The organism is Noviherbaspirillum galbum (genome assembly GCF_010974945.1).
In the GTDB taxonomy this organism is placed as follows: domain Bacteria; phylum Pseudomonadota; class Gammaproteobacteria; order Burkholderiales; family Burkholderiaceae_D; genus Noviherbaspirillum; species Noviherbaspirillum galbum.
The window spans coordinates 1-26072 of the sequence record NZ_JAAIVB010000069.1 but is presented as its reverse complement, the minus strand read 5'-3'; the positions used below and the strand labels follow the sequence as shown (position 1 = coordinate 26072).

Sequence of the window (26072 nt, the reverse complement as noted above, 5' to 3'; positions counted from 1 at the left end):
TGAGATTCCTTTTATGCGGTGTAGTGGTCACTCAAGCGCAGCAAGCTGAGACCTTTGGCTTGGCCGCTGGCTTCATTGGCCCACATCCGCAGCCGACATTGCCTTTCGCCTTTTCATCAGCGTCTTGCATGCAGCAGGCATCTACACCGGCAGGAGCCTTGCCGCCGCAACAGCCGGCTTCCGCAGAAGTGGCAGCGGGCTGGGTGGCCTGTGCTGGCGTTGTGCCGCAGCAGGAACCGTCATCATCTCCGACAATGGGGCGTGAACTGCACACACCAGTTTCCGGCAGTTCAAGCTGGACATCGTCCGCCGCCGCCATATCGCCAGCCAACGCCGCAACGATCGAACGCACCTGCTCATAACCGGTTGCCATCAAGAAGTTCGGAGCACGGCCGTAGCTTTTCGCGCCGACTGCGTAGTAACCCTGTTCGGGGTGGGCGAGTTCACGGTGCCCATGGGGACGAACGCTCCCACAGCTATGCAGGTTCGGGTCAATCAGCGGGGCAAGAGCATCGGTGCTTTCCAGCCAGGGATCGAGCCGCACGCGAAGCTCGCGCGACATCTCCAGGTTGGGGCGTGCGCCGGTCGCTGCGACAATCTCGTCGATGGATTCAATGACAGGGACACGTCCATCAACTGCTTCCCCCACCACGTTGAGGCGGCCTCCGTCGGTGTTAAGCGCATGGATGCGGAAGTTGCGATGCACCTCCAGTCCCCCCGCTTGCTGGAGTTGCCGGATACGCGTGCCAAGCAACCCGCGAGCCGGAAGCTGGTCGGCATCGCCGCCGCCAAAGACCTTGGCAAGGTTGTTGCCGCGTACTGCCCACACGACCTGGGTGCCAGGTGCTTCTTCGGCTAGCTGAGCCAGTGCAATCAGATTGCCGGCGGCGGAATGACCCGCGCCTACCACCAGCACCCGTTTGCCCGTAAAGCGGCCGCGTTCGCTACCCGCGATGTCTGGCATGCCATAGGCAATGCGGTCGGCAACTTGCCGTTCGCCCAGTGCCGGCAACCCATTCGCCCCAAGCGGGTTCGGCTGCGACCATGTACCTGTTGCGTCGATCACTGAATGAGCGACAATCTCCTGCTCGCCTTCCGGCGTCTCAACCCGGATGACGAAGGGAAGACTTTCCCGGCCTGCCGTCTTGACCTTGTCGATTCCTTGCCGGGTGATACGGATGACGCGGTGCTGAAGGCGCAGGCCGGCGGCGATTTCAGCCAGGCTGGCGAGCGGCAGCAGGTAATCGTCGATGATCTCGCCGGCTGTCGGCAGCACGTCGGCAGCAGGTGCGATCCATCCGGCGCGGGTCAGCAATTCGGCGGCCGCGCGGTCAATGTTGTATTGCCACGGCGAGAAAAGGCGCACCTGACGATACGTGTTGAGGTTAGCGCCGACACTTGTGCCTGCTTCCAGAATGATTGGTTTGAAGCCGCGTTGGACCAGATGGGCGGCGGCCGCAAGACCGACTGGGCCAGCGCCGAGAACGGCGATCGGTAGCGATGAATGCGTGTTCATGGTTTCTCCTTCGTTGTTCGTAAAATGACGAATAAAGCGGCAAAAAAATTACAGCAGATTAATCACTGACTTCAGATGGGCCAATCGCTCGGGGTTGATGCAGTAGCACACGCGCTTTTCATCGCTGGAGCCAAAGATCAGTCCCGCTTCCTTCAGGATCGTGACATGCTGCGACGTCGTCGACGGTGCCAGTCCGACTACATCAGCCAGGCTGCCGAAGAAACAGGCACCGTAGTCAGTCAGGTGCTGAAGCAGCTTGACCCTGGCAGGATGCCCAAGGGCTTTGCACAGCAATGCCAGGTCGTCGGCATCGATAGCGGCCTTTTTTTCTTTGGGTGTAGCAGGAGCACAGCAACTGGTCATGGCAGCAACAGGTATTCGTTAGTCGACGAATACAGAATACAAACGGAAAAAGAAGATGTCAAACTATTTTTCTACAATTCGAATAGTGTAGAATTATCGAAAGCATTCAGGAGAAGATTATGTCTTTATTGCAACCCAAAGAAGCAGTGACCGTGCTTGCGGCTCTGGCACAAGAATCCCGTCTTGCTGTTTTTCGCATGCTGGTCCAGGTCGGCCCGGAGGGAATGGCCGCGACCAAAATCAGCGAACAACTCGGCGTACCGGCGTCCTCATTGTCATTTCACCTCAAAGAACTGGCCCATGCCAATCTGGTGACGACGCGCCAGGATGGTCGCTTCATTTATTACGCCGCCAATTTTGGCCGCATGAACGACCTAATGGCTTTTTTGACGGATAACTGCTGCGGCGGCAACCCTTGCGCACCCATCTGCAGCACAGACTGCTCCACCGCAGCCTAACCGATTCCAGATCTTCATTGACCTTCAACTCATTTGGCCCAAAATGAACGTTCTCTTTCTATGCACCGGCAATTCCTGCCGCTCCATCCTCGGCGAAGGCACTTTCAACCATCTGGCACCGGCCGGCTGGAAGGCCATGAGTGCCGGCAGCAAGCCTACCGGCTATGTGCATCCGCGCTCGATCGCATTGCTGCAGCGTGAAGGCATTTCCACCGAGGGTTACCACAGCAAATCATGGGATGACCTGCCTGCCACCCCGGACATCGTCATTACGGTGTGCGCAAGCGCTGCCGGAGAAACTTGCCCGGCTTACCTTGGCCCGGTGTTGCGCACGCACTGGGGAGTCGAAGACCCCGCGCATGCTACCGGTACGGATGAGGAGATCGATGCCGCTTTCATGAAGGCCTATCGCATTCTGCGTGCCCGCATTGAAGCCTTCCTCGCCTTGCCGCTGGACGAGCTAAAGAACGACAAGGCCGCCCTGAAAGCGGAAATGGACAGGATTGGCCAACTGCATGACGCGGCGGTCGGAGCATGAGGAAAGTCATGATGACTACGTTCTGGGAGACTGAAGCATGACTGCAGCACGACGATATGTTGCCGAAGGACTGGGGACAGCGATGCTGCTAGCCGTGGTAATCGGCTCCGGCATCATGGGCAATCGCCTTGCCGATGGGAACGTGGCCATTGCCTTACTCGCCAACGCCATTGCCACCGGTGCTGGACTGGTTGCCCTGATACTGATGTTTGGCACGATCTCTGGCGCGCATTTCAACCCGGTCGTTACCTTGTCCGAAGCATGGCAGAAGAACCTGCCGGGAAGCCAGGTTCTCCCCTATATCGCGGTACAAGTCATCGGTGCCTTCGCCGGTGTCGCGGCGGCCCACCTGATGTTCGGCGAACCGGTGTTCTTTGCATCGACGCACGAGCGCACTGGCATGGCACAGTGGTGGAGCGAATTCGTGGCGACCTTCGGCTTGCTGGCGGTGATCATTAGCTGCTCACGTAGCCGACCGACTGTGACGCCATTTGCAGTGGCCTTATACATCACGGCGGCATACTGGTTTACATCGTCGACTTCTTTCGCAAATCCGGCAGTAACCCTTGCTCGGGCGGCCAGCGACACCTTTGCCGGCATCCGTCCTGCTGACGCACCAGGTTTCATCGTTGCGCAGTTGCTCGGCGCTGCAGCGGCTACCGGACTCTTTTGCTGGCTTTATCCACCAGCGCCGAAGGATGCGACAGTCGGAGGCACCGTTGCCCCCGGCGACTTCCAGCGCGGGAATTCTACAATTGAAAAGGTGTGAAGCATGGACGTCACGATCTATCACAACCCGGCATGCGGTACTTCGCGAAATACACTGGCGATGATACGGAACGCGGGTATCGAACCGACTGTCATTGAATACTTGAACAATCCCCCAACACGCGACGAATTAAAGGAAATCATCACTCGCGCGGGAGTGTCAGTACGTGACGCCATTCGCCAGAAAGGAACACCGTATGCTGAACTGGGACTCGACGACCCGAACCTGACTAACGAGCAGTTATTGGAGGCCATGGTTGCCACTCCCGTTCTGATCAACCGGCCATTCGTGATCACCTCCGCCGGAGTGCGCCTGTGCCGGCCTTCCGAGGTTTTGCTCGATATCCTGCCAATGCCGCAGAAGGGGCCGTTTGCCAAGGAAGATGGTGAAGCCGTGATTGACGCAAAAGGCCGGAGGGTAGGCAAACATGACTAACGATTTATCAGACCTGCCCAACATCAGCGCTCCCCATGTGGACGTGCCGACGCTGGAGAAACTTGCGCCGTCTACCTCCTTGGCTCACCCACCACGCATCCTGCTGCTTTATGGATCCTTGCGAGAGAAGTCCTACAGCCGGCTCCTTACCCTCGAAGCCGAGCGTATCCTGCAGCACTTCGGTGCGGACACGCGTGTTTTCAATCCGCACGGACTGCCAATGGTCGACAGCGTTTCCGCAGACCATCCGAAGGTCCAGGAACTGCGGAAGCTGTCTGAATGGTCGGAGGGACAGGTCTGGTGCAGCCCGGAACGCCATGGCGCAATGACGGGAATATTCAAGTCACAGATTGACTGGATTCCTTTGGAAGTTGGCAGCATTCGACCAACGCAAGGACGGACACTGGCGGTAATGCAAGTGTCGGGCGGTTCTCAGTCCTTCAATGCCGTCAACCAGTTACGTGTGCTTGGACGCTGGATGCGGATGGTGACCATACCCAACCAAAGTTCGGTTGCCAAGGCATATCAGGAATTTGATGACAATGGCAGGATGAAGCCGTCAGCCTACTACGAGCGCCTGGTTGACGTCATGGAAGAGCTATTCAAATTCACCCTCCTTGTGCGCGACCGGACTGACTATCTCACCAGCAGGTACAGTGAACGCAAGGAAGCATTTCCTGAACTGGCCGCTACTTTGGCTGCTGCGGCCATGAGCCATGAGGCCGATCAGGATGAGACTAAAAGCGACTCAGATTGAGCGATATTTCGTTTATTAGCGCACGTACGCTCTTCGTTACCATTTCTCTTTTTTCATTGAACTTGACTCGTATGACAAGCGCACTCATGCGCGTCTGACGCTTCAGACAGATTTTGCATGATGGCGCACTCCTGAACCGAGTTTGGCTCGCCACATTGTTGACGCAGTGATGTCAGTTGCCCCTCCAGTACTTGAAGATTGGCCATTTGGTGGCAAATGCGCTCGATATGGTGGTCCAGAAGTTCATTGACGCCATGGCATCCGGCAGTGGGGCTGCTCTTGAAGTTCAACAGTACGCGGATGTCAGAGAGCGACATTTGCAGCGACCGGCAATGCCGAATGAATTGAAGTTGTTCCTGGTGCTCTTCCTTGTACTCACGGTAACCGGCAGAATTCCGGGCCGGCTCGGCGAGGATTCCTGTTTTCTCGTAGTAACGAACCGTCTCGACATCTGTTCCGGTTCTTTTTGCCAGTTCACCAATACGCATAGCATCCTCGATAAAGAGCTTGACTCTGTAGCAGCTACAGGGTTTTTAATGCAAGCATACAGGATTCATTGAGGTTTTCGCTATGCCCAAAGAAATCGAAATCAAGTCGAGCTGCTGTTCTGGCGGGGAATGTTCCTCACTGGCAAAGCCTGCTGCGCAAACAGTCGCTGCTAATGTCAAAGACGAGCTGCATTCGACCCAATACCGCATCCAGAACATGGATTGCCCGACCGAGGAGCGTCTCATCCGCAACAAGCTCGAAGGGATGTCGGGAATCGGCCAGCTTGGATTCAACTTGATGACCCGCGTCTTGACGGTGAGTCACCAACCGGGGCAACAGGATGCGATAATGCAAGCACTCAAAACCATTGGCATGCACGCAGAGCCAATGTCAGCTACGGCTGCAGCGACGGCCCCTTTTGTTCTTGACTCCACCATTGAGGGTGCTCAGCTCACCCAATATCGCATTGAGAACATGGATTGCCCCACGGAAGAGCGCCTTATCCGCAACAAGCTGGAGGGCCTGGCGGGTGTTGTCCAGCTCGATTTCAACCTGATGAACCGCGTTCTCGGCGTGCACCATCGTCTGGAAAGCCAAGCCAGTGTGCTGGCCGCACTGAAGGCGATTGGCATGCAGGCCGAGCCCTTGCGAACCGATGCACCCGCAAATGCGGATGACGCCGATGCCTCGCCGCTGAAATCAGCCCAAAAAATCTTGCTTGTCGTGTCTGGCCTGACGGCAGCAGCCGCAGAGGCACTTGCCTGGAGCAGCCATTCCGACTCATCACCACTCGTCATCGCCCTAGCCATCATTTCGATTGTCACCGGTGGTTTGCCTACCTTACGCAAAGGTTGGATTGCGCTGAAGACGTTCACACTCAATATCAATTTTCTGATGAGTTTGGCAGTCTTCGGTGCAGTTGCAATCGGGCAATGGCCGGAAGCGGCGATGGTCATTTTCCTTTTTGCGGTGGCCGAGCTAATTGAAAGTTTGTCGCTCAATCGGGCGCGCAACGCGGTGCACGGCCTCATGCAGCTCACGCCCGAAACGGCCTCCATGCAAAGCCCTGACGGCAGCTGGCCCGTCGTGCCCACCGATTCCGTTCCCGTAGGTGCCCTGTTCCGCGTCAAGCCGGGCGAGCGCATCCCGCTCGATGGCGTCGTCAAGGTCGGTGAGTCCACAGTCAATCAGGCTCCAATTACTGGCGAAAGCATGCCTGTCGACAAGCGTGTCGGCGATACCGTGTATGCCGGGACTATCAATCAACAGGGCTTGCTGGACGTCGAGGTGACTGCTAACAGTGGCGGAAGCACGTTGTCGAGGATTGTGCGCGTCATTCAAGAAACGCAGGGCAACCAGGCGCCGACACAGCGCTTTGTTGATAAATTTGCCCACTATTACACCCCAGCCGTCGTTGCCATCGCCGTACTGGTGGCTGTAGTTCCGCCACTAGCGTTTTCTGCCCCCTTTGCCGAATGGCTATACAAGGCGCTGGTTATGCTGGTCATTGCCTGCCCTTGCGCACTGGTGATATCCACACCGGTCACCGTGGTTAGCGGACTGACGGCGGCGACGCGGCGCGGCATCCTTATCAAGGGCGGTGAGTTCCTGGAAGCAGGCCACAAGCTCAAGGCCATCGCGGTTGACAAGACAGGAACGTTGACACAAGGCCAGCCAGGCGTCACCTCGGTCAAACCATTTGGCGACTTCACACCTGAGCAACTACTGCTGTTGGCCGCCAGCTTGAATGCCCACTCCGACCATCCGCTGGCTCGCGCTATCGTGAAGGCGGGCCCGCCAGAGGTTGCTTTGAAACCGGTCACAGGCTTTGAGGCGCTGCCTGGTCGCGGCGTAAAGGGGCAGATTGACGGTGTGACGTATTACTTGGGCAACCATCGCCTGATGGAAGAACTCGGGAGGTGTTCGCCGCAGATTGAGTCGGTGTTGGACTTACTGGAAGTGCAGGCGCAGACTGCGGTTGTGCTCTCGTCTGAGCAGGCGACGCTCGGCGTTATCGCCATTGCCGACGTCCTGCGTCCCAATGTTCCTCGGGTTATCAACGCGCTGAACAATCTGGGCGTGGCGACCGTCATGTTGACCGGAGACAACGCAAAGACTGCCAAGCGCATTGCCGAACTGGTCGGTATTGCTGAATTTAAGGGAGAGCTCCTCCCCGAGGACAAACTTACGGAAGTCAAACAACTGCAATCTAAGTATGGCACCGTGGGCATGGTGGGCGACGGCGTCAACGATGCTCCCGCGCTAGCCCAGGCACAGATTGGTTTTGCGATGGGTGCTGCAGGTAGTGACACCGCCATTGAGACCGCCGATGTGGCGCTCATGGACGACGACCTGGGAAAACTTCCAGTTTTTATCGAATTGAGCCGGGCAACCCGGCGCATTCTGATGCAGAACATTGCTGTAGCCTTAGGCATCAAGGTCCTATTCTTTGCTATGGCCCTCGGTGGCGTAGCAACCCTGTGGATGGCTGTTTTTGCTGATGTAGGTGCCAGTATGCTGGTCATGTTCAATGGCTTGCGCTTACTGGGCTTCAAGCGGCAGGTTTAACGCATCGAAATCCTTATCCGCATTAGAAGTAATCGTGTATTACATTCAAATTAGTGAACCTGCCCAAGCTGTGGTTTGTTCCAAAGGTTTGCGATTCGAAAAAGTTTCAGCAAAAGCTTTTTACTTAAACCTGTGTTTTGTGAAACTTTAAAACTTGAATAGAACCGTCTTGCGTGCAAATGACAGGACTCTCGTGTAGGTAAATATCGCACAGACAAAAACAACAGTCTGTCTTGACCCAACATGCCAAGCCGACGTGGTGTGATGGTTCGGACAACGGGCAGTCCGTATCATCCTGCCATTTTCCTTTATCTTCAACCGCTTAGAGTCGACCTTCATCTCGCCGATGGAGCTGGCACAGTCCCTGCAATAGAGAGTTCAAGTGCGACATACCGACGCACCCAACCACCCTCACTCTTCAAGGACCATTGCCATGACCACTCTCACCATCTCTGACCTGACCGCCTCCCACGACCTCGACACCCGCGCCATGAGCACGGTTCGCGGCGGCACCAAAGCCTTTGCCATGCCCGCCTTCTTCGGCCCCAGCGTCAGCTTCGCCAGCAACGAGTTCAACTTCAGCGCCTCGCAGGGTTTGGCTCAGCAACAGAATACGATGGTCAACAACGGCAACAACGTCGCCTTTGCCTCCGATATCACCTCCAACGTCAAGCCCACCCAGAACGGCTCCAACAACATCAGCCTGTTCTGAGCAACATACCGGCTTACGCGATATTGATCCTTCCACGACAGCTATAGAGACCCATCATGACCACATTGCTCATCCAAGACCTGACCATCTCCTCTGACCTCGATGCCGGCGCCATGGCTACCATCTCCGGCGGCTGCTACCAATGCGCTTCCGGAAGCCCTTTGCCGCCATGCCGTTCGGCGGCCCGAGCCTGAGCTTCGCGCAGAGCGACATGAACTTCGCTGCCACCCAGCAGTTGGGCCAGTCGCAGAACACGCTCGTCAACAACGGCAACAATGCCGCTTTCGTCTCCGGCATCACGTCCAATGTCTCGCCGACGCAAAACGGCACCAACAACATCCGCCTGTTCTGAAGCACGCTGTGTGGGGTGTTCCAAAAATGCCCCACACGGTCCCGACGACAGAGCACAAAACTGGGTGCCGCTGCATGTAGCTTGCCTTCACGTTTGCACATTGATGCCCCGGTATCCGACATGCTTGCACGCCAGAATATTGTGGCGCCGGCGTACGAGCGCTGGCAGTGCCGGTTTACAGGTCCTCGTTGAAGCACACCTTACGAAGAGTTCGACCATCTTTATTCATTATTGGAGCATCGCCATGACTAGCATCGTTATTCATGATTTATCTCTCAACAAGGAGCTTGACGACCACGCCACGTCCCGGATTATCGGCGGGCGATTCAAGCGCAATGGCGTGATCCCGGGATATGTCGCACCCGAGGTCATCTATGACGACGGGATCAACGTGCAGACCACCGATCCACTGACCAGCAATGTCGCTTACGATTCTCCATTTACGCCTATTCCAAAGTAGCGAGAGCGTGCAGTCATGGGGGCTGTATCTTGTTAGACAGCGTCAAGCTGAGTACTCAAGCCAATGTGGAACCAGTGCGCATTGGCAAGGCTCCCAACGTAGCGCAAAGGGGCAAAACCATGTTGCTCATGCTCTGCGTCGAATTGACAAATATATACAAAGGCGACATGTGTAAGTTTGAATATTTTTTATGACTTGTCAACTTGTAAAGTTGCACAATGTATAAAGTTGCACAAGGGGATCCGGTGCCGTTTGCGGGAAACTGCGTCGACACTATACGATCGTGGAGGACGTTACATACGTACGGAACAAAGCATGAGTAGCACCATCCATCAATGAACCTTAATAGGATGTAGGTGGTCTCTCCAAAAAGAATTGGTCCTTGTTCCAGCGTAGGCAGGCATGTCACCGATGTGCTCTCTGTGGTACAGTAATGGCCGATTTGACTGCGATTGCCGCAGTCACGAATCATTGATTCAATTCTTGGGTTTCACTAGGTCACAACAGCATCGTGCGACGTCTTTTGATTATTTTCATGTTGATGGTAGTGCCGTTCCAGCTGAGCTGGGGACAGGCTGCTGCTTATTGCAAACATGAAACTAATCCGGCTGTCAGTCATTTTGGCCATCATGTCCACCAGCATACTGCTGGCGGCGAGGCATCCAAGGCGGCGACGCTCAAGGTGCAACTTGGCGATGACAGTGATTGCGCGACATGTGTGTTAGCTGGTGTTGGCATCGCCCCCTCCTCAGAGTTCTCACTTCCTGCTGGCGAATCGACTGCCATTGCGCAGTCAGAAGCCTCACCGCTATTAGCTTCCTGGCGTGCGCGTCCGCCAGAGCGCCCTCAATGGCACCGTGTCGGCTCCTGATCCGGCACGCAGCTTACTTTTCTATTTCCATTTCTTGATTAGCTCATAGCGCGCTTTGCCGGGTCTCTTTCTTTTACTTAAGGAGATTCGATGCAAAAGCTGTTGTTACCGCTCGCTTTGGCGGTGCTGGTTTTCCCCATTTCATACGCGCAAACGCGGTCTACTGACTCGGCAGCGACCTCAGCTGCCATAGCGTCAGGCCAGCCAATCGTTGAACCATCTGGCACCCTCACTCTGAGGGCGGCACTGGACTTGGCTGCTCGCAGTAATGCGGACATCTCTGCTGCGGTTCGCGAAGTTCAGGCAACGGAAGCTGCAGTACAGCAGGCCGGGATCATACGCAATCCCGACATTAGCGCGTCCATTGAAGACACCCGCCGCGAGACGCGAACCACCACCATTCAGCTCAACCAGCCCATTGAGCTCGGCGGCAAGCGCACCGCCCGTGTGTCCGCTGCGGAACGCGGGCGCGATGCAGCCATCATGGAACTCAATGCACGCAAGACCCAGATTCGGGCAGCAGTTGTCACCGCATTCTATGATCTTGTGGCAGCCCAGGAGCGCTACCGACTTGCACAGGCAACTGTCGATCTGGCACAACGGGCCACAACAATTGCCTCCAAGCGCGTGCAGGCCGGCAAGGTCTCTCCAGTCGAAGAAACGCGCGCGCGCGTTGCCGAATCCGGCGTGCGGGTCGAATTGGCGCAGGCAACCGGTGAACTAGATGGTGCCCGCCGCCGGTTGGCAGCGACTTGGGGCAGTACGATGCCGCGGTTTGACCATGCAGAAGATCACCTGGAAAAACTTCCCCAACTGCCTGCGCTGTCTGATCTTGCACAACGCCTGGATCAGTCTCCGGAGCTCTTGCGCGCGCGTATCGAAGTCGACCGGCGCCAGGCGCTCACGCAGGTTGAGCGCAGCCGGCGGACTCCCGACGTCATAGTCAGCATCGGTGCCAAGCGGGATGAACAACTGGGACGTAACCAGGCCATCGTTGGTGTGTCCGTACCACTGCCCTTATTTGATCGCAACCAAGGCAACGTCCTTGAGGCATTGCGCCGCACTGACAAGGCGCGCGACGAATTGACGGCTACAGAAGTACGCCTTCGCAGCGATCTTGCCCAGGCGTATGGGCGTCTTAATGCCTCACTCAATGAAGTGACGCTTCTGCAGAAAGAGGTCCTGCCGGGAGCGCAAAGCGCCTATGACGCTACGACCAAGGGTTTCGAGCTCGGCAAGTTCAGCTTCCTGGAAGTGCTGGATGCGCAGCGCACCTTTTTTCAGGCGAAATCGCAGTACCTGCGTGCACTGGCAGAAACGCAGCGCGCTACCGCTGAAATCGACCGCCTTGTTGGCACCCCGTTTACCGCACCAAGTACGAATACCCCGCAGCAGGAGAAACAATGAACAAGAAACAACTAATCGCTATCCTCGCCATTATCGTGGTCGGGATACTTTTTGGAAGCTACGTAATGCTTAAGGGGAGTGATTCTCCTGAAAAGGCATCGCCGAGCACCCAGGCCGAAGGAGGCCACGGCCATGGCAAGGGCCATGCAGATAAAGAACATCATGGCGGCAAATCAGGTGAAAAGCACGACGACGCCAAGGAGCATGGCGATTCCGAACACCATGAACAAGCGGCCACCAAAGGCTCTCATGGCGGACAGCTTTACACCGAAGGCGATTTTGGTCTTGAAATCGTGCTTGCGGAAGCACAGGGCGAAGCGCGTTTCCAGGTGTTCCTCAGTAATCAGGGAAAACCCTTGCCTCCCAATGCCGCAAAGGTCTCCATCACGTTAAATCGGCCTGATGGCAGCAAGGAGGAAATTGCCATGGTACCTGACAAGGATGCGTTAAGGAGCGCGGTGCCCATTGAAGAGCCACATGTGTTCGACGCCACAATCGCCGCCCAGCGCGCCAACGATTCTTTCCTCTTTAGCTATGCCAAGGAAGAAGGAAAGATCGAAATGACCGAGGCCCAGGCCAAGGCCGGCGGCGTGACGATCCAGACCTCTGGGGCTGCCAAGATCAGGAGTGGCATGCAGCTGCCGGGAGAAATTCGATTCAATGAAGACCGTACCGCGCATGTGGTGCCAAGGCTGACCGGCATTGTGGAGTCGGTGCCGGTCAGCCTTGGCCAGGCTGTCAAAAAAGGGGCCGTGCTGGCAGTTATCACCAGCACGTCGCTGTCGGAGCAACGCAGTGAACTGCTGGCAGCGCAGAAGCGCCTGGAATTTGCTCGTGCCACGTATGCGCGTGAAAAAAAGCTATGGGAGGAAAAAATCTCTGCTCAGCAAGATTACCAGCAAGCACAGCAACAATTGCGTGAAGCAGAGATTTCTGTACAAAACGCCCAGCAAAAACTGAATGCCATCGGTGCTGGCAAAACGACCGGCGGCGCGCTCAACCGGTTCGAGGTTCGTGCGCCGTTTGACGGCGTGATCGTGGAAAAGCACATCACCCTTGGCGAAACGGTCAAGGAAGATGCCAGCATTTTTACCCTGTCCGACCTCTCGACGGTGTGGGCTGAAATTGTCGTCCCCGCCAAGGACCTTGATCGTGTGCGCGTCGGTGCCAGCGCCATGGTGAAGGCAACCTCGGCCGAGTCCAAAGCGGCTGGCAAGGTGTCCTATGTGGGTTCGCTCATCGGCGAGCAGACGCGCTCTGCCAAAGCCAGGGTCGTGCTGCCCAACCCGAACATGGCTTGGCGCCCGGGCCTGTATGTCAACGTGGAACTGACTGCCGAAGAAGCAGATGTGCCGGTCGCAGTTCTGACAAACGCGATCCAGACGGTGAATGAAAAACCCGTAGTGTTCATGCAGATAGCCGACGGGTTTGTCGCGCAACCGGTGACCATCGGTCGCAATGACGGCAAGCAAACCGAGATCGTCAAGGGCCTCAAGCCCGGCGTGCCGTATGCTGCTGCCGGCAGCTTTGTCATCAAGGCAGAGCTTGGCAAGGGCAGCGCGGAACACTCCCACTAAGGCAAAGAAGAGATCATCATGTTTGAACGTATCATTCGCTTTGCCATTGAACATCGCTGGACAGTCATCCTGACGGTTCTCGCGATGGCAGCCTATGGCATCTATAGCTATCAAAAACTGCCCATCGATGCAGTTCCCGACATCACCAATGTCCAGGTGCAGATCAATACGGCGGCACCCGGATACTCGCCCCTGGAGGCGGAGCAGCGGGTGACATTCCCTCTGGAGGCGGTGATGTCCGGGCTGCCTCACCTAGAGCAGACGCGCTCCTTGTCACGATATGGCTTGTCACAGATTACGGTCATCTTCAAGGATGGAACGGATATCTATTTCGCGCGGCAACTGGTTAATGAACGGATTCAGCAGGCCCGGGATCGGCTGCCTTCCGGGATCGCACCGACCATGGGACCGATCTCGACCGGTCTGGGAGAAATTTATTTATGGACCGTTGAAGCCAAGGAAGGCGCTAAAAAGCCGGACGGCACACCCTACACGCCGACGGACCTGCGCGAGATCCAGGACTGGATCATCAAGCCGCAGCTGCGCAATGTCGCTGGGGTTACCGAAATCAATTCCATCGGCGGTTTTGCGAAGGAATTCCTGGTGGCCCCCTCGCCGCAGAAGCTCGCTTCGTACGGCTTGTCATTGGAGAGTGTCGTCACGGCGCTGGAAAAGAACAATGCCAATGTTGGCGCCGGCTATATCGAACGCCGCGGTGAGCAATACCTGGTACGCGCACCGGGTCAAGTCGGATCTCTTGACGATATGCGCAACATTGTCGTCAGCAATGTCCAGGGTGCTCCGGTCCGCATCCAGGATGTGGCCGAAGTCGACATCGGTCGGGAACTGCGCACCGGCGCGGCGACCGAAAACGGCCGGGAGGTGGTGCTGGGCACGGTATTCATGCTCATCGGCGAAAACAGCCGCACGGTTTCCCAGGCGGTCGACAAGAAGATGGCCGAGATCAATCGTACATTACCTGAAGGAGTGGAAGCGGTAACGGTGTATGACCGCACGATCCTGGTCGACAAAGCCATCAACACGGTCAAGAAAAACCTGTTCGAAGGCGCGGTGCTGGTGATCGCCATCCTCTTTCTTTTTCTTGGCAACATCCGTGCCGCCCTAATCACCGCAATGGTTATTCCGCTGGCAATGCTGTTTACTTTTACCGGCATGGTCGGCTACAAGGTCAGCGCGAATCTTTTAAGCCTTGGCGCCCTTGACTTCGGGATTATCATCGACGGCGCAGTCGTTATCGTGGAAAACTGTGTGCGCCGCCTGGCCCATGCACAGGAGCATCACAAACGGCCCCTGACACGGCAGGAACGCTTTCACGAGGTCTACGCCGCCTCAAAGGAAGCCCGCCGGCCCCTGCTGTTTGGTCAGCTGATCATCATGATCGTCTACCTGCCGATCTTTGCGCTGACCGGTGTCGAAGGGAAGATGTTTCATCCGATGGCCTTTACCGTTGTCATTGCACTGGTCGGCGCAATGATCCTGTCGATTACGTTCATTCCAGCGGCCGTTGCCCTGTTCATCGGGAAAAAGGTCGACGAACGGGAAAACGCGTTAATGCGCGGAGCCAAGCGGGGCTACGAGCCGCTCCTCGTGCGCGCCATGGCGAACAAGCCGGTGGTGCTTACCTTCGCAGTGGTCATGATTGCACTGTCGGTACTCATCGGCACGCGGCTGGGCAGTGAATTTGTGCCTAGCCTCAACGAGGGCGACTTTGCGATCCAGACTTTGCGCATCCCCGGCACGAGCCTCACGCAATCAGTGGCGATGCAGCAGCAGGTTGAAAAAACATTGAAAGCAAAATTTCCGGAAATTGATCGGATATTTGCACGTACCGGAACGGCAGAGGTTGCGTCCGACCCGATGCCGCCCAATATCTCGGACGGCTACGTCATGTTGAAACCACAGGACCAGTGGCCTGAGCCGAAAAAAACGCGCAATGAGTTGGTGGCTGCTGTTCAGGAAGAAGCTGCCAAACAGCCTGGCAATAGCTACGAGTTCAGTCAGCCAATTCAGCTTCGCTTCAATGAGCTGATTTCTGGCGTGCGCAGCGACGTCGCCGTCAAGGTGTTTGGCGACGATAACGATGTGCTCAACGATACCGCTGCAAAAATCCAGGCTGTTCTGGAAAAGGTGCCGGGCGCCACCGAAGTCAAGACCGAACAGACGACCGGCTTGCCGATGTTGACCGTCAATATCGACCGGCAAAAGACCGCCAGATATGGCCTCAATGTCAGCAATGTGCAAGAGACCCTGGCGACGGCCACTGGTGGTCGCGAGGCGGGAACGCTGTTCCAGGGCGACCGGCGCTTTGACATCGTGGTGCGGCTGCCTGAGAACCAGCGCAACGATATCGAGGCGCTCAAGCGACTACCGATTCCGCTACCCGACACGCAAGGCAATGGCTCCCGTACCAGCTATGTTCCACTGGGTGAAGTTGCCAGCCTTGAAATCGCACCCGGGCCCAACCAGATCAGCCGCGAAAACGGCAAGAGGCGCATCGTCGTCAGCGCCAACGTGCGCGGGCGTGACCTGGGTTCGTTTGTTGCGCAAGCCGAGCAGCAGATTGCCCAACAGGTGAAAATCCCGTCCGGCTACTGGACCGTCTGGGGCGGTCAATTCGAAAACCTCCAGTCGGCAACGGAGCGCCTGAAAATTGTGGTGCCGGTATCGCTGCTGCTGGTGTTCGTGCTGCTGTTTGCGATGTTCAATAACGTCAAGGATGGGTTGTTGGTCTTTACTGGCATCCCCTTTGCGCTGACCGGCGGCATCGTCGCACTCTGGCTGCGCGGCATTCCGCTGTCAATTTCTGCTGCCGTCGGCTTCATCGCCTTATCGGGTGTGGCCGTGCTCAATGGCCTAGTGATGATTGCCTTCATCCGCAACCTGCGCGATGAAGGGCGCTCGCTGTCAGACGCGGTGCATGAAGGCGCCTTGACGCGCTTGCGTCCGGTGTTGATGACCGCGCTCGTGGCGTCCCTCGGGTTTGTGCCGATGGCAATTGCAACAGGTACGGGCGCCGAAGTGCAGCGCCCGCTGGCAACCGTGGTCATCGGCGGGATTCTGTCGTCGACGGTACTCACGCTGCTGGTGCTGCCACTGCTCTATCAGCTAGCCCATCGCCGTGATCCCGAAGACGCAGGCGAAGACGAAGACGAAGACTCGTTCGTGGAAAGCAAGGATCCACAGGTGCTGTTCTGGAAGAGGAAAAAGACCGTCTGAGGCGTCGGCGTGGACCAGTGGCCCCATGCAACTGCCGTGGGGCAGCTGGGATAGAAGCATTCTAGCGCGCTGTCAATGGTCTCATCATCAAGGAGGCATGCAATTGCTTATACAGGGCATCGCAACAATAACGGTGGCTGCGTTGGCGGCAGCGATGGTCAGCGCCTGCGTCAATGTTCCAGTAAGAGAAGGCTTTGTGCCTTGTCAGCGGCTGGAGCGGTCAAGTCAATGTGTGACCGTCTCACTGGCATCGCGCAGTGACGATATGCTGGCCAAGCAGTTCGCTCCTGCCACCAACGGGATGGCACGCATCTATCTTGCCCGCGCCCATACCCAGGCGCCGACCCAAAGATCGACCGTCTTTGTGGATGGACGACGGATTGCGCAGCTGGCGCCGTTGACGTTTGTGGTCATGGATGTGCCACCTGGTGCCCGCCAGATTTCAATTGATACGCAGGGTCACACCGCACTACTGAAACTGCAGGCCAGCGCAGGAGGCCTGTATTTCGTCGAACAACGCTTCGACTGGCTGTACAACGGCGTCGGTACGGGGATCAGGCTGGTGGAGTCGTCCGAGGCGCAACGCAAGATCGTGGCATTGCAGCGTGTCGCCAGCCTGCCGGCACAGGCGAAGTAATTCGAATGAAGGTTGATCGTGAATGGAAGACGCAGCTCATTTTTCTGATTAGAAGGAGATCATCATGCAGTTGAAGACATTTATCGCAATCGCAAGCCTGGCTGCAATGGGTGCGGTTCCGGCCACACACGCGGCCGACGACCATAAAGGACATGAGCATGGCGGCAAGAGTAAAAATTCTCATACCGACAACGTCAAGCCCGCTTATGGCGGGGTTGTTACGGTCGTCAACGATATCGCCTATGAACTGGTCGCCAAGCCTGACACGCTGACTCTTTATGTGGCTGACCATGGAAAGCCCATGGACACCCATGGCATGTCCGCCAATGCCACGCTCGTTTCCGCATCGGCCAAGGCCGACGTGGCGCTCGCTCCGGCGGGCCAGAACAAGCTTGAGGCAAAGGGAGCGTTTTCCGTTTCTGCGGGTACCAAGGCACTAGTCAGAGTGACTCAGGCAGGTAAGCCGGCACAGAACGTGCGCTTCACACTGAAGTAGCAAACCGGTGAGCAGTGATTGGCATCTTATAGGTTGCTGATTTGGGAACAAAAAGCCGGGATGTCTCTCTACCAAGAGGGTGTTCCTATAAATGCAAATCAAGACGTAATAACATAGAGGAGCAAACGATGGGCGCTGGACATTCGCATGGCATATCTGCCGGCCAGAACGAAAAACCATTATGGATTGCGCTGTCGCTGACAACGGCTTTCCTGATTGCCGAAGTGGTCGGCGGGATCCTGACAAATAGTCTCGCGCTCATTTCCGATGCCGCCCATATGTTTACGGATGCTGCCGCCCTGGCGATATCGTTGGCGGCGATCCGTATCGGCAAGCGTCCGGCAGACCATTTGCGTACCTTCGGCTACTATCGATTCGAGATCCTGGCGGCAGCGTTCAATGCGATTCTACTGTTTCTTGTCGCCCTGTACATCCTGTACGAAGCTTATCAGCGTCTTCAAAACCCTCCAGAAATCCAGTCGCGCGCCATGCTGATCATTGCCTGCCTGGGCTTGGTCATCAACTTGATCAGCATGCGCCTGTTAAGTGCAGGCAAGGACAAAAGCCTGAACGTCAAGGGCGCTTACCTGGAAGTGTGGAGCGACATGCTCGGGTCAGTTGGCGTGATCGCCGGCGCCTTGCTTATACAGGGAACGGGCTGGACCTGGATTGACTCGGTGATTGCAGTCGGAATCGGATTGTGGGTGCTGCCGCGCACCTGGACCTTGCTCAAGGAAAGCATGAATGTGCTTCTCGAAGGCGTGCCTGAAGGGATTGGGCTGGCAGAAGTGCAGGAGGCTATTCTGGCGCAACCCGGAGTCACTAGTCTGCATGACTTGCATGTGTGGTCGATTTCCAGCGGCAAGGCCAGCCTCACTGTGCATGTCGTGTGTGCCGATGCGAACGCAGACTGGCCTTCGCAGCTCGAGGCCATCCGCAGCATGCTCGCAGAGCGCTTTGACATTCACCATTCGACGATACAGTTGGAAAGCACCCCCTGCGAGCAGGACAGTGACGTGCACGCGTTCGCACCTGCGGCGCAGGAACACGACGAAAAGGCTCCCCATTCTCATTGACTGACTAGAAAGAAGCACGTCGTTGAACAAAGTTACATGACGGTGTAGTGCATACAAAGGATATGACTGAATTCTATCCGCATTGCCGCAGGGCGGACGGGAACATGGCGGCGCAGCGAGGCGTTGTCACTACTGCGGCTTCGCAACACAAGTAGTCAACCCAATCAATATCCCTGAAAGGAACGATGATGGCGACAACTCTCTCCCCTGAAGATCTGCAGGCCTGTATTGAGGCATGCGAAGAAGCTCTCCATGCCTGCCTGGAATGTGCAGCGGCAGACATTCGCGAAGGCGGCGCGGCACAATGTGCACTCATTAACCTCGATTGTGCAGATATCTGTGCCGCGACAATGAAAGCGCTCGCCCGTGGCTCCAATCACCACGGCGACTTTTGCGCACTGTGTGAACACATGTGCCGCGTCTGCGTACAGGCATGCGCACCCCATGCGGATAAGCACAGTCATTGCGCGCGTTGCCAGCAGGCGTGTGAAGCATGTGCTGCAGAATGTGCCAAGCATGCAAAGGAAAGCGACGTCTAAATACCCTGGTCAGGCACGCGGGGTGGCCGAGAATGGGTAGGCAACGTCCCCGCGATATATGGCAAGCGTCATAAGGCAATCTACGGTTGCATTCAGTTCGGCAGCAGGAGGTACAGATGATCGAGCACGTTCGCACGGCCCTCGTTGAAGCACATGGTCTGCTGGAGCAGCTCCTGGCCGACGAAGCGGCGCTGGCCAAGATAGTCCAGGCATCAGCGATACTGGCGAACTCGTTCGCGCGAGATGGCCGGGCATTTTCATGTGGAAACGGCGGCTCCATGTGCGACGCCATGCACTTCGCCGAAGAACTAACTGGTCGCTTCCGGAAAGACCGCCGTGGCATTGCAGCAACTGCCATCAGCGATGCCTCCCATATTACCTGCGTGGCCAACGACTTTGGCTATGACGCCGTCTTCGCCCGGTACATCGAGGCGCACGCCCGCCCCGGCGATGTGCTGCTCGCCATTAGCACAAGCGGCAGGAGCGCTTCGGTACTCAATGCGGTGCGTGCGGCGCAAGACAGGCAAGTGCAGGTCATCGGCCTGACCGGACAGTCCAGCTCAGAGTTGGCAACGCTAAGCGACATTTGTATTTGCACGCCGGGCGGCGCCTACGCCGACCGTGTACAGGAATTGCATATCAAGGTCATCCATATCCTGATCGAACTTGTCGAACGCCATCAGCACCCAAAATTGTATGAATAACCCTGGCCTTTCTATCTCCTATTTTGTCAGACGATATGCTGTCGTCGTGCTTGTGATGATGTGTGGCACTGTTCTGATTACCAGTTGCGCCGCCCCCGGGGTTCAAGACAATACGACGTACTGCAGGCGGGAAGGACGGATGCGGCCATGTGCACAGGTTCCCCTCGCACCAGCTGAGGAAGATGCGCAGGCTAAAACATTTGCGGCGCCGCCTGCAAACCGCGCCAGGGTCTATGTGGCGCGTCCTTATCCACAGGAGCCGCTGCGCAGATCGGCTGTGGTTGTCGATGGCAAGCCGATCAGTGAACTGGCGCTGTACACCTATACGGTGATTGACGTGCCGGCTGGCTTCCACCGTATCGAGGTAATCACCGACGAACCGGTGTCGCTGCACCTGGATCTGAAAGGTGGAAACAATTATTTTATGCAGTACCAGATCGATATCCTGTTTTCCAAATCGACACCGAAGCTGAAAGTGTTGGAGCAGAGTGAAGGCATGCGCAAGCTGGAAAGCCTGCGCCGAGTGCGTTGATCGGCAAATCGAATTGACACGGGCGCAGATGGAGGTATGCAGCGCGACAGTGTCGACTGACTGACTGAATGGTTCTGGCAATGAATATTCAAGGCAAGCTGGTCACGGACGACCTGATGCTCACCCTCGTATTCGGCGCGCTCCTGGTCGGCGCGCTGATCTTTGGTTTTATGGCCTGGCTGTCGTATACCGACAGAAAGCGAAATGCGAAACGGCATTCCATGACAAAGGGTGCCGATCGCATCACCCAACTGAAACGCAAGCGTAAGAAATAATTCTATCTTCAGGGAATGCCAGCGACGGGCGTCCCGCAGGTTCGTCTGCAAGAATCTGCTGAAACTGCCATTGCGCACCGGGCTGGCATTTGTCTGCAACGGCCGAAAGTCGGCCTCTTTTTAGGAGTAACGAAATGAAAACGATTACTGCATCAATCCTGATTCTTCTGCTGGCGGGCTGCGCAGGCTTTGGCTCAACCTCGTCCGGTGGCAAGACAAATACCACGACGCATCAGGGCATCTATGAACCGGAAGGAGGGCGCTAATCCTTGGCAATCACGACGGTGCCAATTGGTCCTGCTTGCCATTGGCATCGCCAAAATGTTCGTGTGACGATTGCCTGAACGAGAAGACGTCGCGATCCGTGCGCCGTACTGGCGACACGTGGGCGGCAGTGACGGCAACGCTGCAAGTTTTAGTGTGAATGGAGAAGATGATGCAATGTCCAGTCTGTAAGAATACGCAGCTCGTGATGGCGGAGCGGCAGAATATCGAGATCGACTATTGTCCAAACTGCCGCGGCGTATGGCTCGACCGTGGCGAACTCGACAAGATCATCGAGCGTGCCCATGGTGATGATCAGTCATTTCCGGGACAGGCTGAGCAGAGCTGGGGGCACTCTGCGCCCGCTGCACTGCCACCTCTTCAACCTGTTCAGAGCGCTCCTTACGGTGGCCAGGAAGAGCACCGCTTCGGGCATGGTGGTGAACATAATCGTGATCAGCAGCGTGCCGGTCATGGCGGATACAGCGATCACAGCAAGGGCGCCGGGTCCTTTTTACGCCGACTTTTTGATTAACTTTTTGGAACTCGACCGTCTAGTTTGCTTGACACGGATGCAAACCCCTGACCGCAACTCTTGTAATCACGGGAATAGCGTATTGCTCCCCCTTGTTGCCCGGGCTGCCGCGTGAAAGCCGGCGAAGTTCGACTACTCGGCAACGACGATTTGGCGAATATCGCGTGTGCCGTGTCATTTATATACCGCGACATGTTGTGGAATGCATCTGCAAGTAAGCGGGATCCGACCTCGATATCCGGTACGAGCAAGTAATTGAAAGCAGATAGTGCTTTCAATTGTGTCGTGTCAGCAAGAGGAATGCTGCCTGGAGTAAATTTTTTCTCTTAAAAGGAAGAATCATGAAAAACCCAATCATAGGTTTAGCAATTGGTACTGTTCTTTGTGCCTCGCTTGTAACTCAGGCATTTGCCGACCATGCTATTCGTGGCGAAATTAAACAATCCTATACGCTAAAGGACGGATCAATCCTCTATGTCTTCAAGAACGGGAAGATGGCAAAAGAAAACCGCTATGGAAACCCAGTTTATCTGGACAAGGGCGAGATCGTTGAGACTGCGGAGGGGCAGAAAATTCCCGTCGTCGGCAACGAGATTGCGCGGCTTAGTCTGCTCAAGCTGCAAGAACACAACGATTAACGCTTAGGACGGATGCTGTGGGTGGCAATGAGCTGGTCCGGATAGCAGCATGTTTGCCTTGGCCCCCACAGTTTGAATAGGCTGGCCGAAGTCGACAAAATTATCGGAGGTATCCATGCCAATGATGAGCCAGTTCTTAAACAGGCTGCGCAGAGCGGGGGCCAATCCGTACCCGTTGCGCAGCCACCTGTTCATCCATTCCAGGATGCCACTTGCGGCAGCGTCTATGAACGCCGCTTCAGGCACGGTAGTGAGCACTATCAGGAACATGCGAGTGGCAGTGACAGCGCAAAACTGGTGAGTGTGCTTCTGTTGGCATTTTTCAGACTGGGCCCCATCCAATGTTGGCTTGACGCCGGCAGTATCCATTAGCGAAGCGATCATATCGCCTCTTTCCACTATCGATGACGAAATGAAAATTCGTTTTTTGTTCAACGACTTAGCGTGAATCGCTATCGACTTGGCGGCACTGGCACAGTCCCTGCAATAGAGAGTTCAAGTGCGACATGCCGACGCACCCAACCACCCTCACTCTTCAAGGACCATTGCCATGACTACTCTCACCATCTCTGACCTGACCGTCTCCCACGACCTCGACACCCGCGCCATGAGCACGGTTCGCGGCGGCACCAAAGCCTTTGCCATGCCCGCCTTCTTCGGCCCCAGCGTCAGCTTCGCCAGCAACGAGTTCAACTTCAGCGCTTCGCAAGGTCTGGGCCAGGAACAGAACACGATGGTCAACAACGGCAACAACGTCGCCTTTGCCTCCGGCATCACCTCCAACGTCAAGCCGACCCAGAACGGCTCCAACAACATCAGCCTGTTCTAATCCACCCGCGCGGGGCGTCATTCAGGATGCCCCGCGGCCTTCGAAGGAGAAATTCATGTCCAAGCTTGTGATTGGCGATCTGCCTGACAGTCAGGAACTCGATCGGGAAGCCATGACGGTTGTACGCGGTGGCAATTCCTGGCTGGCGGGCCTGGGACCGATTGCCAACGTCAATGTCGGCGTCAACCAGAACATCACCCAGCTGCAAAACGTGCAGGTCAATGCCCTGAACAACGTCGGCGTCATCGGCCCCAACTTCGGTGGTCTCAAACTCGACGTCAGTCCATCACAGTGGGCAAATGCAGGTCTTGCTCTGTGATGGGCTTCCGGGCGTAGGAATGCCGCGACGTCAACGCTTGCCTGGATCGTCATATGGAGGAGGTTCAACACTCAGATGCAGGCATTGTTTCTTCTCAGGCAAGCGTTAAGCACACTGCACAGACGATGTACTGTGCCTAGCGCGACAACTGGTTGCGGCGTTCTGGAAGCGCTAACCCGACAGGTGGCTGCCATCAGGTGAGCTGAGGTTAGTCGGAATTAGCTGCTAATAAACCGGTTTAGGACGTTGCGTGTCATGCGCTGGACCGCAGGATGAACCCGGCCGTTTGCCTCACCAAAAGAGTCCAATCCCCAGCACCACTGATTCGATCCACTGGCAAACACACCTGAACCGCTTGGCGCCGTGTAGTACGTCACATTCGAATGGCGCGTCTCGATCCTGCATGCAGGCCCAGTGCATCCTGGGCGCATCACCTCGTATGGCGAGGATGCAATAATCTGTATGTTTGCCGGTGAAGATGCCGGATCGACGCGGTCAACTTCAAAGCCGAGTAGTCCCCTCAGTGCCGTGCCATTCGCCAGTCCGGCGCCTTCGCAAATCCAATGCGACGCATTGGAGATCACGATGTCCGTATCCACAGAATTGTAGTCGTACATCACCCCCAGCAACGCTGCCTCCGGTCGCGCTGGCCTGCCTGGATAGCCGTGGCGCCAGAGCCCCGTTGCCAGTGGAGGGTTGGTGCTGTACAGAGGGTCGCTGACCGGCGCGTCATACTTATAGCAGACCACAGTGCGTCGCGGGTGGCCGTGGCTGCACCCCTCCAACCGCACCTGCCAATATCCGGTATTGGAGCTGAATACGCCGTAATGCACGCCTGCATTGCGCGCTCCCTCAATGGCGTCGCGCATTTCCCGGGTCCAGTACTCGTCATGACCAACAGACAGGAATGCGCGTTGGCGGGTCAGCATTTGCGGGTTCGCGTCGACATCAATGTTCGTGCAGTATTTGACGTCGTAGCCTTCCCGCTCGAGGAAGCGGACCATCATGATTTCCCAGGTGAGAAACTCGCCAGCGCCCTTGCCATTCAGCGGCCGCTGGGGATTGCGATAAGGACGGTTGAAGGAAACCTTGTAGGCCGGTCTCTGGTTGAGGGAGTCGATGTCATAGAAATCGTAGCCACCCCAGTTGTTGTATGCCGCATAGGTCGTCACGCTGCACTGGAACAGCAACGGCGACTGCCGGAGATCATCACGCACCGTGAAGATAATATAGCTCTGCTTGCGGCTCACACCGGCAGTCAGCTTGACCAGATAGACGCCGCTGGCCCAGTCGGTTGGATCTGTCGGATTGTTGGGGATCGTCAGAACATAGGGGTCAATCCAGTGGCACTCCACAAGCCGGGTTGCTGCATCGGTGCGGGGGCTCGGCTGGCGTACACCGCTGCGCTGGATGGGTCCAGCGACTAACCTGCCACCTCTGCCGCCATACCAGCCAATCCGGTAGATTGACATGGAATAGTGCGGCTCGGACGTGTTGACGAACAACTCAATGGACTCTCCACGGCCGACACTGGTCGCAGAGGCATATCCTTCAATTTGTCCTGCATTCGCGTAGTCCGCATCGGTAACGAACCAGGTGTCTGTCACCCCTTGTTGTTCGGTCTTGGCATTTTCTCGTTGAATCACATTCGTTACTGGCGCAGGAGGTTGCGAATGGTGCTGTTCCGGCTGCAGAGGTTGGGTGACGGGGCTAGGATTGGAGGTCGCAGGCAAAGCAGTCGGTGGGGTAGGAACAGGCGATGGGGAACCACCTGAAAGCGGTGCCTGACTCGGAGTTGCGCTGCCCCCGCCACCGCAAGCTGTCGTAAAGATTGCCGAAAGGAAGGCTAGAAACCGGCGCCGGGGAAGTTGATTCATTCTGTAATTTGCCCGATAACATTGAGAGAGAGAATTACCGAAATCATATTGCTTTGCACGATTGAAACTTTGATTGGTTGCAATGAGAAAAACCGCAGCAAGCTTCTCTATGTGATTTGCATCAACACAGACAAAATCACCACGGAAACGAACTCTTTATTTGCAATGCATCGCTACGTGCAAGCTGACGGCGATCTGCCCATGTGGTCAGTGGGCGTGAAATATCGCCGTCCGGCATAAGTGGCGGGTACCAACGCATGGCGTTTTTGGACTAGGTGATTTGCTAAGAGATGAGCGGCTAAAAGCGGATGCAAAAAGTCGCTTGTTTGTAATTCATACGAATCGGTGTTGGAGAATAGCCAACAGCACTCTCACGGGCGTCTGCTAGTGGCCCACACAATCTATTGGCAAGGTAACCACGGTGAATCTTCCTTGCGCCCTTAATATAAAAACCTTTCCATTTCTTTTCAATGACTTAGCATGACCCTCCATCCACTTGGCGGAGTTGGCACAGTCCCTGCAATAGAGAGTTCAAGTGCGACATGCCGACGCACCCAACCACCCTCACTCTTCAAGGACCATTGCCATGACTACTCTCACCATCTCTGACCTGACCGCCTCCCACGACCTCGACACCCGCGCCATGAGCACGGTTCGCGGCGGCACCAAAGCCTTTGCCATGCCCGCCTTCTTCGGCCCCAGCGTCAGCTTCGCCGTAAGCGTCCTTTGAGAGCCGTCTGGACGAAGTGATGTGCCGTCGGCATGATTCGACCGGTGTGGCACGCCTGGTTTGTGTCCACAATCGACATCATGGACATAATGGATCGACCGGTCACTTCCAC

At 56.3% G+C, this 26072-nt stretch carries 30 protein-coding genes; 25 read left to right on the top strand and 5 right to left on the bottom strand.

Features of this window, described 5'->3' with window-relative positions:
• Positions 1–31 precede the first annotated feature (31 nt).
• Together G3574_RS19820 and G3574_RS19815 are read right to left on the bottom strand one after the other, a co-directional pair.
• On the bottom strand, positions 32–1516 hold the full coding sequence (locus tag G3574_RS19820; RefSeq protein WP_163967138.1) for an NAD(P)-binding domain-containing protein: 1485 nt from the start codon (positions 1514–1516) through the stop codon (positions 32–34).
• Positions 1517–1564: 48 nt separating this feature from the next.
• Positions 1565–1879, bottom strand: a complete 315-nt coding sequence (locus G3574_RS19815; protein WP_163967136.1) for an ArsR/SmtB family transcription factor — start codon at positions 1877–1879, stop codon at positions 1565–1567.
• Between the two features lie 119 nt (positions 1880–1998).
• Here G3574_RS19815 and G3574_RS19810 point away from each other — a divergent pair, with 119 nt between their 5' ends.
• From G3574_RS19810 to arsH, 5 genes are read left to right on the top strand one after another with little or no spacing between them, the layout of a single operon-like run.
• Positions 1999–2337 carry an ArsR/SmtB family transcription factor gene (locus tag G3574_RS19810; RefSeq protein ID WP_163967134.1) on the top strand — a complete coding sequence of 113 codons (339 nt, stop codon included), beginning with the start codon at positions 1999–2001 and terminating at the stop codon, positions 2335–2337.
• Between the two features lie 43 nt (positions 2338–2380).
• On the top strand, positions 2381–2875 hold the full coding sequence (locus G3574_RS19805; protein WP_163967132.1) for an arsenate reductase ArsC: 495 nt from the start codon (positions 2381–2383) through the stop codon (positions 2873–2875).
• A gap of 37 nt (positions 2876–2912) precedes the next feature.
• A complete protein-coding gene (locus tag G3574_RS19800) occupies positions 2913–3644 on the top strand; it encodes an MIP/aquaporin family protein (RefSeq protein WP_163967130.1) in 732 nt (243 codons plus the stop codon).
• A gap of 3 nt (positions 3645–3647) precedes the next feature.
• Positions 3648–4079, top strand: coding sequence for an arsenate reductase (glutaredoxin) (gene arsC / locus G3574_RS19795; RefSeq protein WP_163967128.1), 432 nt, complete (start codon positions 3648–3650; stop codon positions 4077–4079).
• On the top strand, positions 4072–4836 hold the full coding sequence (arsH, locus tag G3574_RS19790) for an arsenical resistance protein ArsH (RefSeq protein ID WP_163967126.1): 765 nt from the start codon (positions 4072–4074) through the stop codon (positions 4834–4836). Before arsC ends, arsH begins: the two co-directional genes overlap by 8 nt.
• Positions 4837–4889: 53 nt before the next feature.
• Here arsH and cadR read toward each other — a convergent pair whose 3' ends face one another.
• The gene (gene cadR / locus G3574_RS19785) at positions 4890–5324 is read right to left on the bottom strand and encodes a Cd(II)/Pb(II)-responsive transcriptional regulator (RefSeq protein WP_163967124.1); all 435 of its coding nucleotides are present in this window, start codon (positions 5322–5324) and stop codon (positions 4890–4892) included.
• A gap of 82 nt (positions 5325–5406) precedes the next feature.
• Here cadR and G3574_RS19780 point away from each other — a divergent pair, with 82 nt between their 5' ends.
• From G3574_RS19780 to G3574_RS19705, 17 genes are all read left to right on the top strand, one after another.
• The gene (locus G3574_RS19780) at positions 5407–7893 is read left to right on the top strand and encodes a heavy metal translocating P-type ATPase (protein ID WP_235953524.1); all 2487 of its coding nucleotides are present in this window, start codon (positions 5407–5409) and stop codon (positions 7891–7893) included.
• Positions 7894–8326: 433 nt separating this feature from the next.
• Positions 8327–8605, top strand: a complete 279-nt coding sequence (locus tag G3574_RS19775; protein WP_163967123.1) for a hypothetical protein — start codon at positions 8327–8329, stop codon at positions 8603–8605.
• 142 nt (positions 8606–8747) lie between these two features.
• Entirely contained in the window at positions 8748–8957 is a 210-nt protein-coding gene (locus tag G3574_RS19770; RefSeq protein WP_163967122.1) for a hypothetical protein, read from the top strand.
• Positions 8958–9201: 244 nt separating this feature from the next.
• Positions 9202–9417, top strand: coding sequence for a hypothetical protein (locus G3574_RS19765; protein ID WP_163967121.1), 216 nt, complete (start codon positions 9202–9204; stop codon positions 9415–9417).
• A gap of 511 nt (positions 9418–9928) precedes the next feature.
• Positions 9929–10288, top strand: a complete 360-nt coding sequence (gene czcI / locus G3574_RS19760) for a cation efflux protein, CzcI family (RefSeq protein ID WP_163967120.1) — start codon at positions 9929–9931, stop codon at positions 10286–10288.
• A 90-nt stretch (positions 10289–10378) separates the two neighbouring features.
• Positions 10379–11695, top strand: coding sequence for a TolC family protein (locus G3574_RS19755; protein ID WP_163967119.1), 1317 nt, complete (start codon positions 10379–10381; stop codon positions 11693–11695).
• Positions 11692–13272, top strand: coding sequence for an efflux RND transporter periplasmic adaptor subunit (locus G3574_RS19750; protein WP_163967118.1), 1581 nt, complete (start codon positions 11692–11694; stop codon positions 13270–13272). Before G3574_RS19755 ends, G3574_RS19750 begins: the two co-directional genes overlap by 4 nt.
• 18 nt (positions 13273–13290) lie before the next feature.
• Positions 13291–16509, top strand: a complete 3219-nt coding sequence (locus G3574_RS19745) for a CusA/CzcA family heavy metal efflux RND transporter (RefSeq protein WP_163967116.1) — start codon at positions 13291–13293, stop codon at positions 16507–16509.
• 97 nt (positions 16510–16606) lie between these two features.
• Positions 16607–17146 carry a DUF2846 domain-containing protein gene (locus tag G3574_RS19740; RefSeq protein ID WP_163967114.1) on the top strand — a complete coding sequence of 180 codons (540 nt, stop codon included), beginning with the start codon at positions 16607–16609 and terminating at the stop codon, positions 17144–17146.
• A 64-nt stretch (positions 17147–17210) separates the two neighbouring features.
• Positions 17211–17642, top strand: a complete 432-nt coding sequence (locus G3574_RS19735) for a hypothetical protein (RefSeq protein ID WP_163967111.1) — start codon at positions 17211–17213, stop codon at positions 17640–17642.
• A gap of 128 nt (positions 17643–17770) precedes the next feature.
• On the top strand, positions 17771–18718 hold the full coding sequence (locus G3574_RS19730; RefSeq protein ID WP_163967109.1) for a cation diffusion facilitator family transporter: 948 nt from the start codon (positions 17771–17773) through the stop codon (positions 18716–18718).
• Between the two features lie 655 nt (positions 18719–19373).
• Positions 19374–19961 carry an SIS domain-containing protein gene (locus G3574_RS19725; RefSeq protein WP_163967107.1) on the top strand — a complete coding sequence of 196 codons (588 nt, stop codon included), beginning with the start codon at positions 19374–19376 and terminating at the stop codon, positions 19959–19961.
• Positions 19954–20493: a DUF2846 domain-containing protein gene (locus tag G3574_RS19720; RefSeq protein ID WP_163967105.1), complete on the top strand. Its 540-nt coding sequence runs from the start codon at positions 19954–19956 to the stop codon at positions 20491–20493. Before G3574_RS19725 ends, G3574_RS19720 begins: the two co-directional genes overlap by 8 nt.
• An 80-nt stretch (positions 20494–20573) precedes the next feature.
• Positions 20574–20768, top strand: a complete 195-nt coding sequence (locus tag G3574_RS19715) for a hypothetical protein (RefSeq protein WP_163967103.1) — start codon at positions 20574–20576, stop codon at positions 20766–20768.
• Between the two features lie 134 nt (positions 20769–20902).
• Positions 20903–21034 carry a hypothetical protein gene (locus G3574_RS28705; RefSeq protein WP_268958898.1) on the top strand — a complete coding sequence of 44 codons (132 nt, stop codon included), beginning with the start codon at positions 20903–20905 and terminating at the stop codon, positions 21032–21034.
• Between the two features lie 170 nt (positions 21035–21204).
• A complete protein-coding gene (locus G3574_RS19710; RefSeq protein WP_163967326.1) occupies positions 21205–21567 on the top strand; it encodes a TFIIB-type zinc ribbon-containing protein in 363 nt (120 codons plus the stop codon).
• Between the two features lie 341 nt (positions 21568–21908).
• Positions 21909–22205 carry a CopK family periplasmic copper-binding protein gene (locus G3574_RS19705; RefSeq protein ID WP_163967101.1) on the top strand — a complete coding sequence of 99 codons (297 nt, stop codon included), beginning with the start codon at positions 21909–21911 and terminating at the stop codon, positions 22203–22205.
• 3 nt (positions 22206–22208) lie between these two features.
• Here G3574_RS19705 and G3574_RS19700 read toward each other — a convergent pair whose 3' ends face one another.
• The gene (locus G3574_RS19700) at positions 22209–22589 is read right to left on the bottom strand and encodes a hypothetical protein (protein WP_163967099.1); all 381 of its coding nucleotides are present in this window, start codon (positions 22587–22589) and stop codon (positions 22209–22211) included.
• A 166-nt stretch (positions 22590–22755) separates the two neighbouring features.
• On the opposite strand from G3574_RS19700, the gene G3574_RS19695 reads away from it, so the two are divergent.
• Together G3574_RS19695 and G3574_RS19690 are read left to right on the top strand one after the other, a co-directional pair.
• On the top strand, positions 22756–23034 hold the full coding sequence (locus G3574_RS19695) for a hypothetical protein (protein ID WP_163967097.1): 279 nt from the start codon (positions 22756–22758) through the stop codon (positions 23032–23034).
• Positions 23035–23089: 55 nt separating this feature from the next.
• Positions 23090–23353, top strand: coding sequence for a hypothetical protein (locus tag G3574_RS19690; RefSeq protein WP_163967095.1), 264 nt, complete (start codon positions 23090–23092; stop codon positions 23351–23353).
• A gap of 218 nt (positions 23354–23571) precedes the next feature.
• Here G3574_RS19690 and G3574_RS19685 read toward each other — a convergent pair whose 3' ends face one another.
• Positions 23572–24999: a N,N-dimethylformamidase beta subunit family domain-containing protein gene (locus G3574_RS19685; protein ID WP_205609855.1), complete on the bottom strand. Its 1428-nt coding sequence runs from the start codon at positions 24997–24999 to the stop codon at positions 23572–23574.
• Between the two features lie 817 nt (positions 25000–25816).
• On the opposite strand from G3574_RS19685, the gene G3574_RS19680 reads away from it, so the two are divergent.
• Positions 25817–25960: a hypothetical protein gene (locus tag G3574_RS19680; protein ID WP_163967090.1), complete on the top strand. Its 144-nt coding sequence runs from the start codon at positions 25817–25819 to the stop codon at positions 25958–25960.
• The last annotated feature ends 112 nt before the right edge of the window (positions 25961–26072 follow it).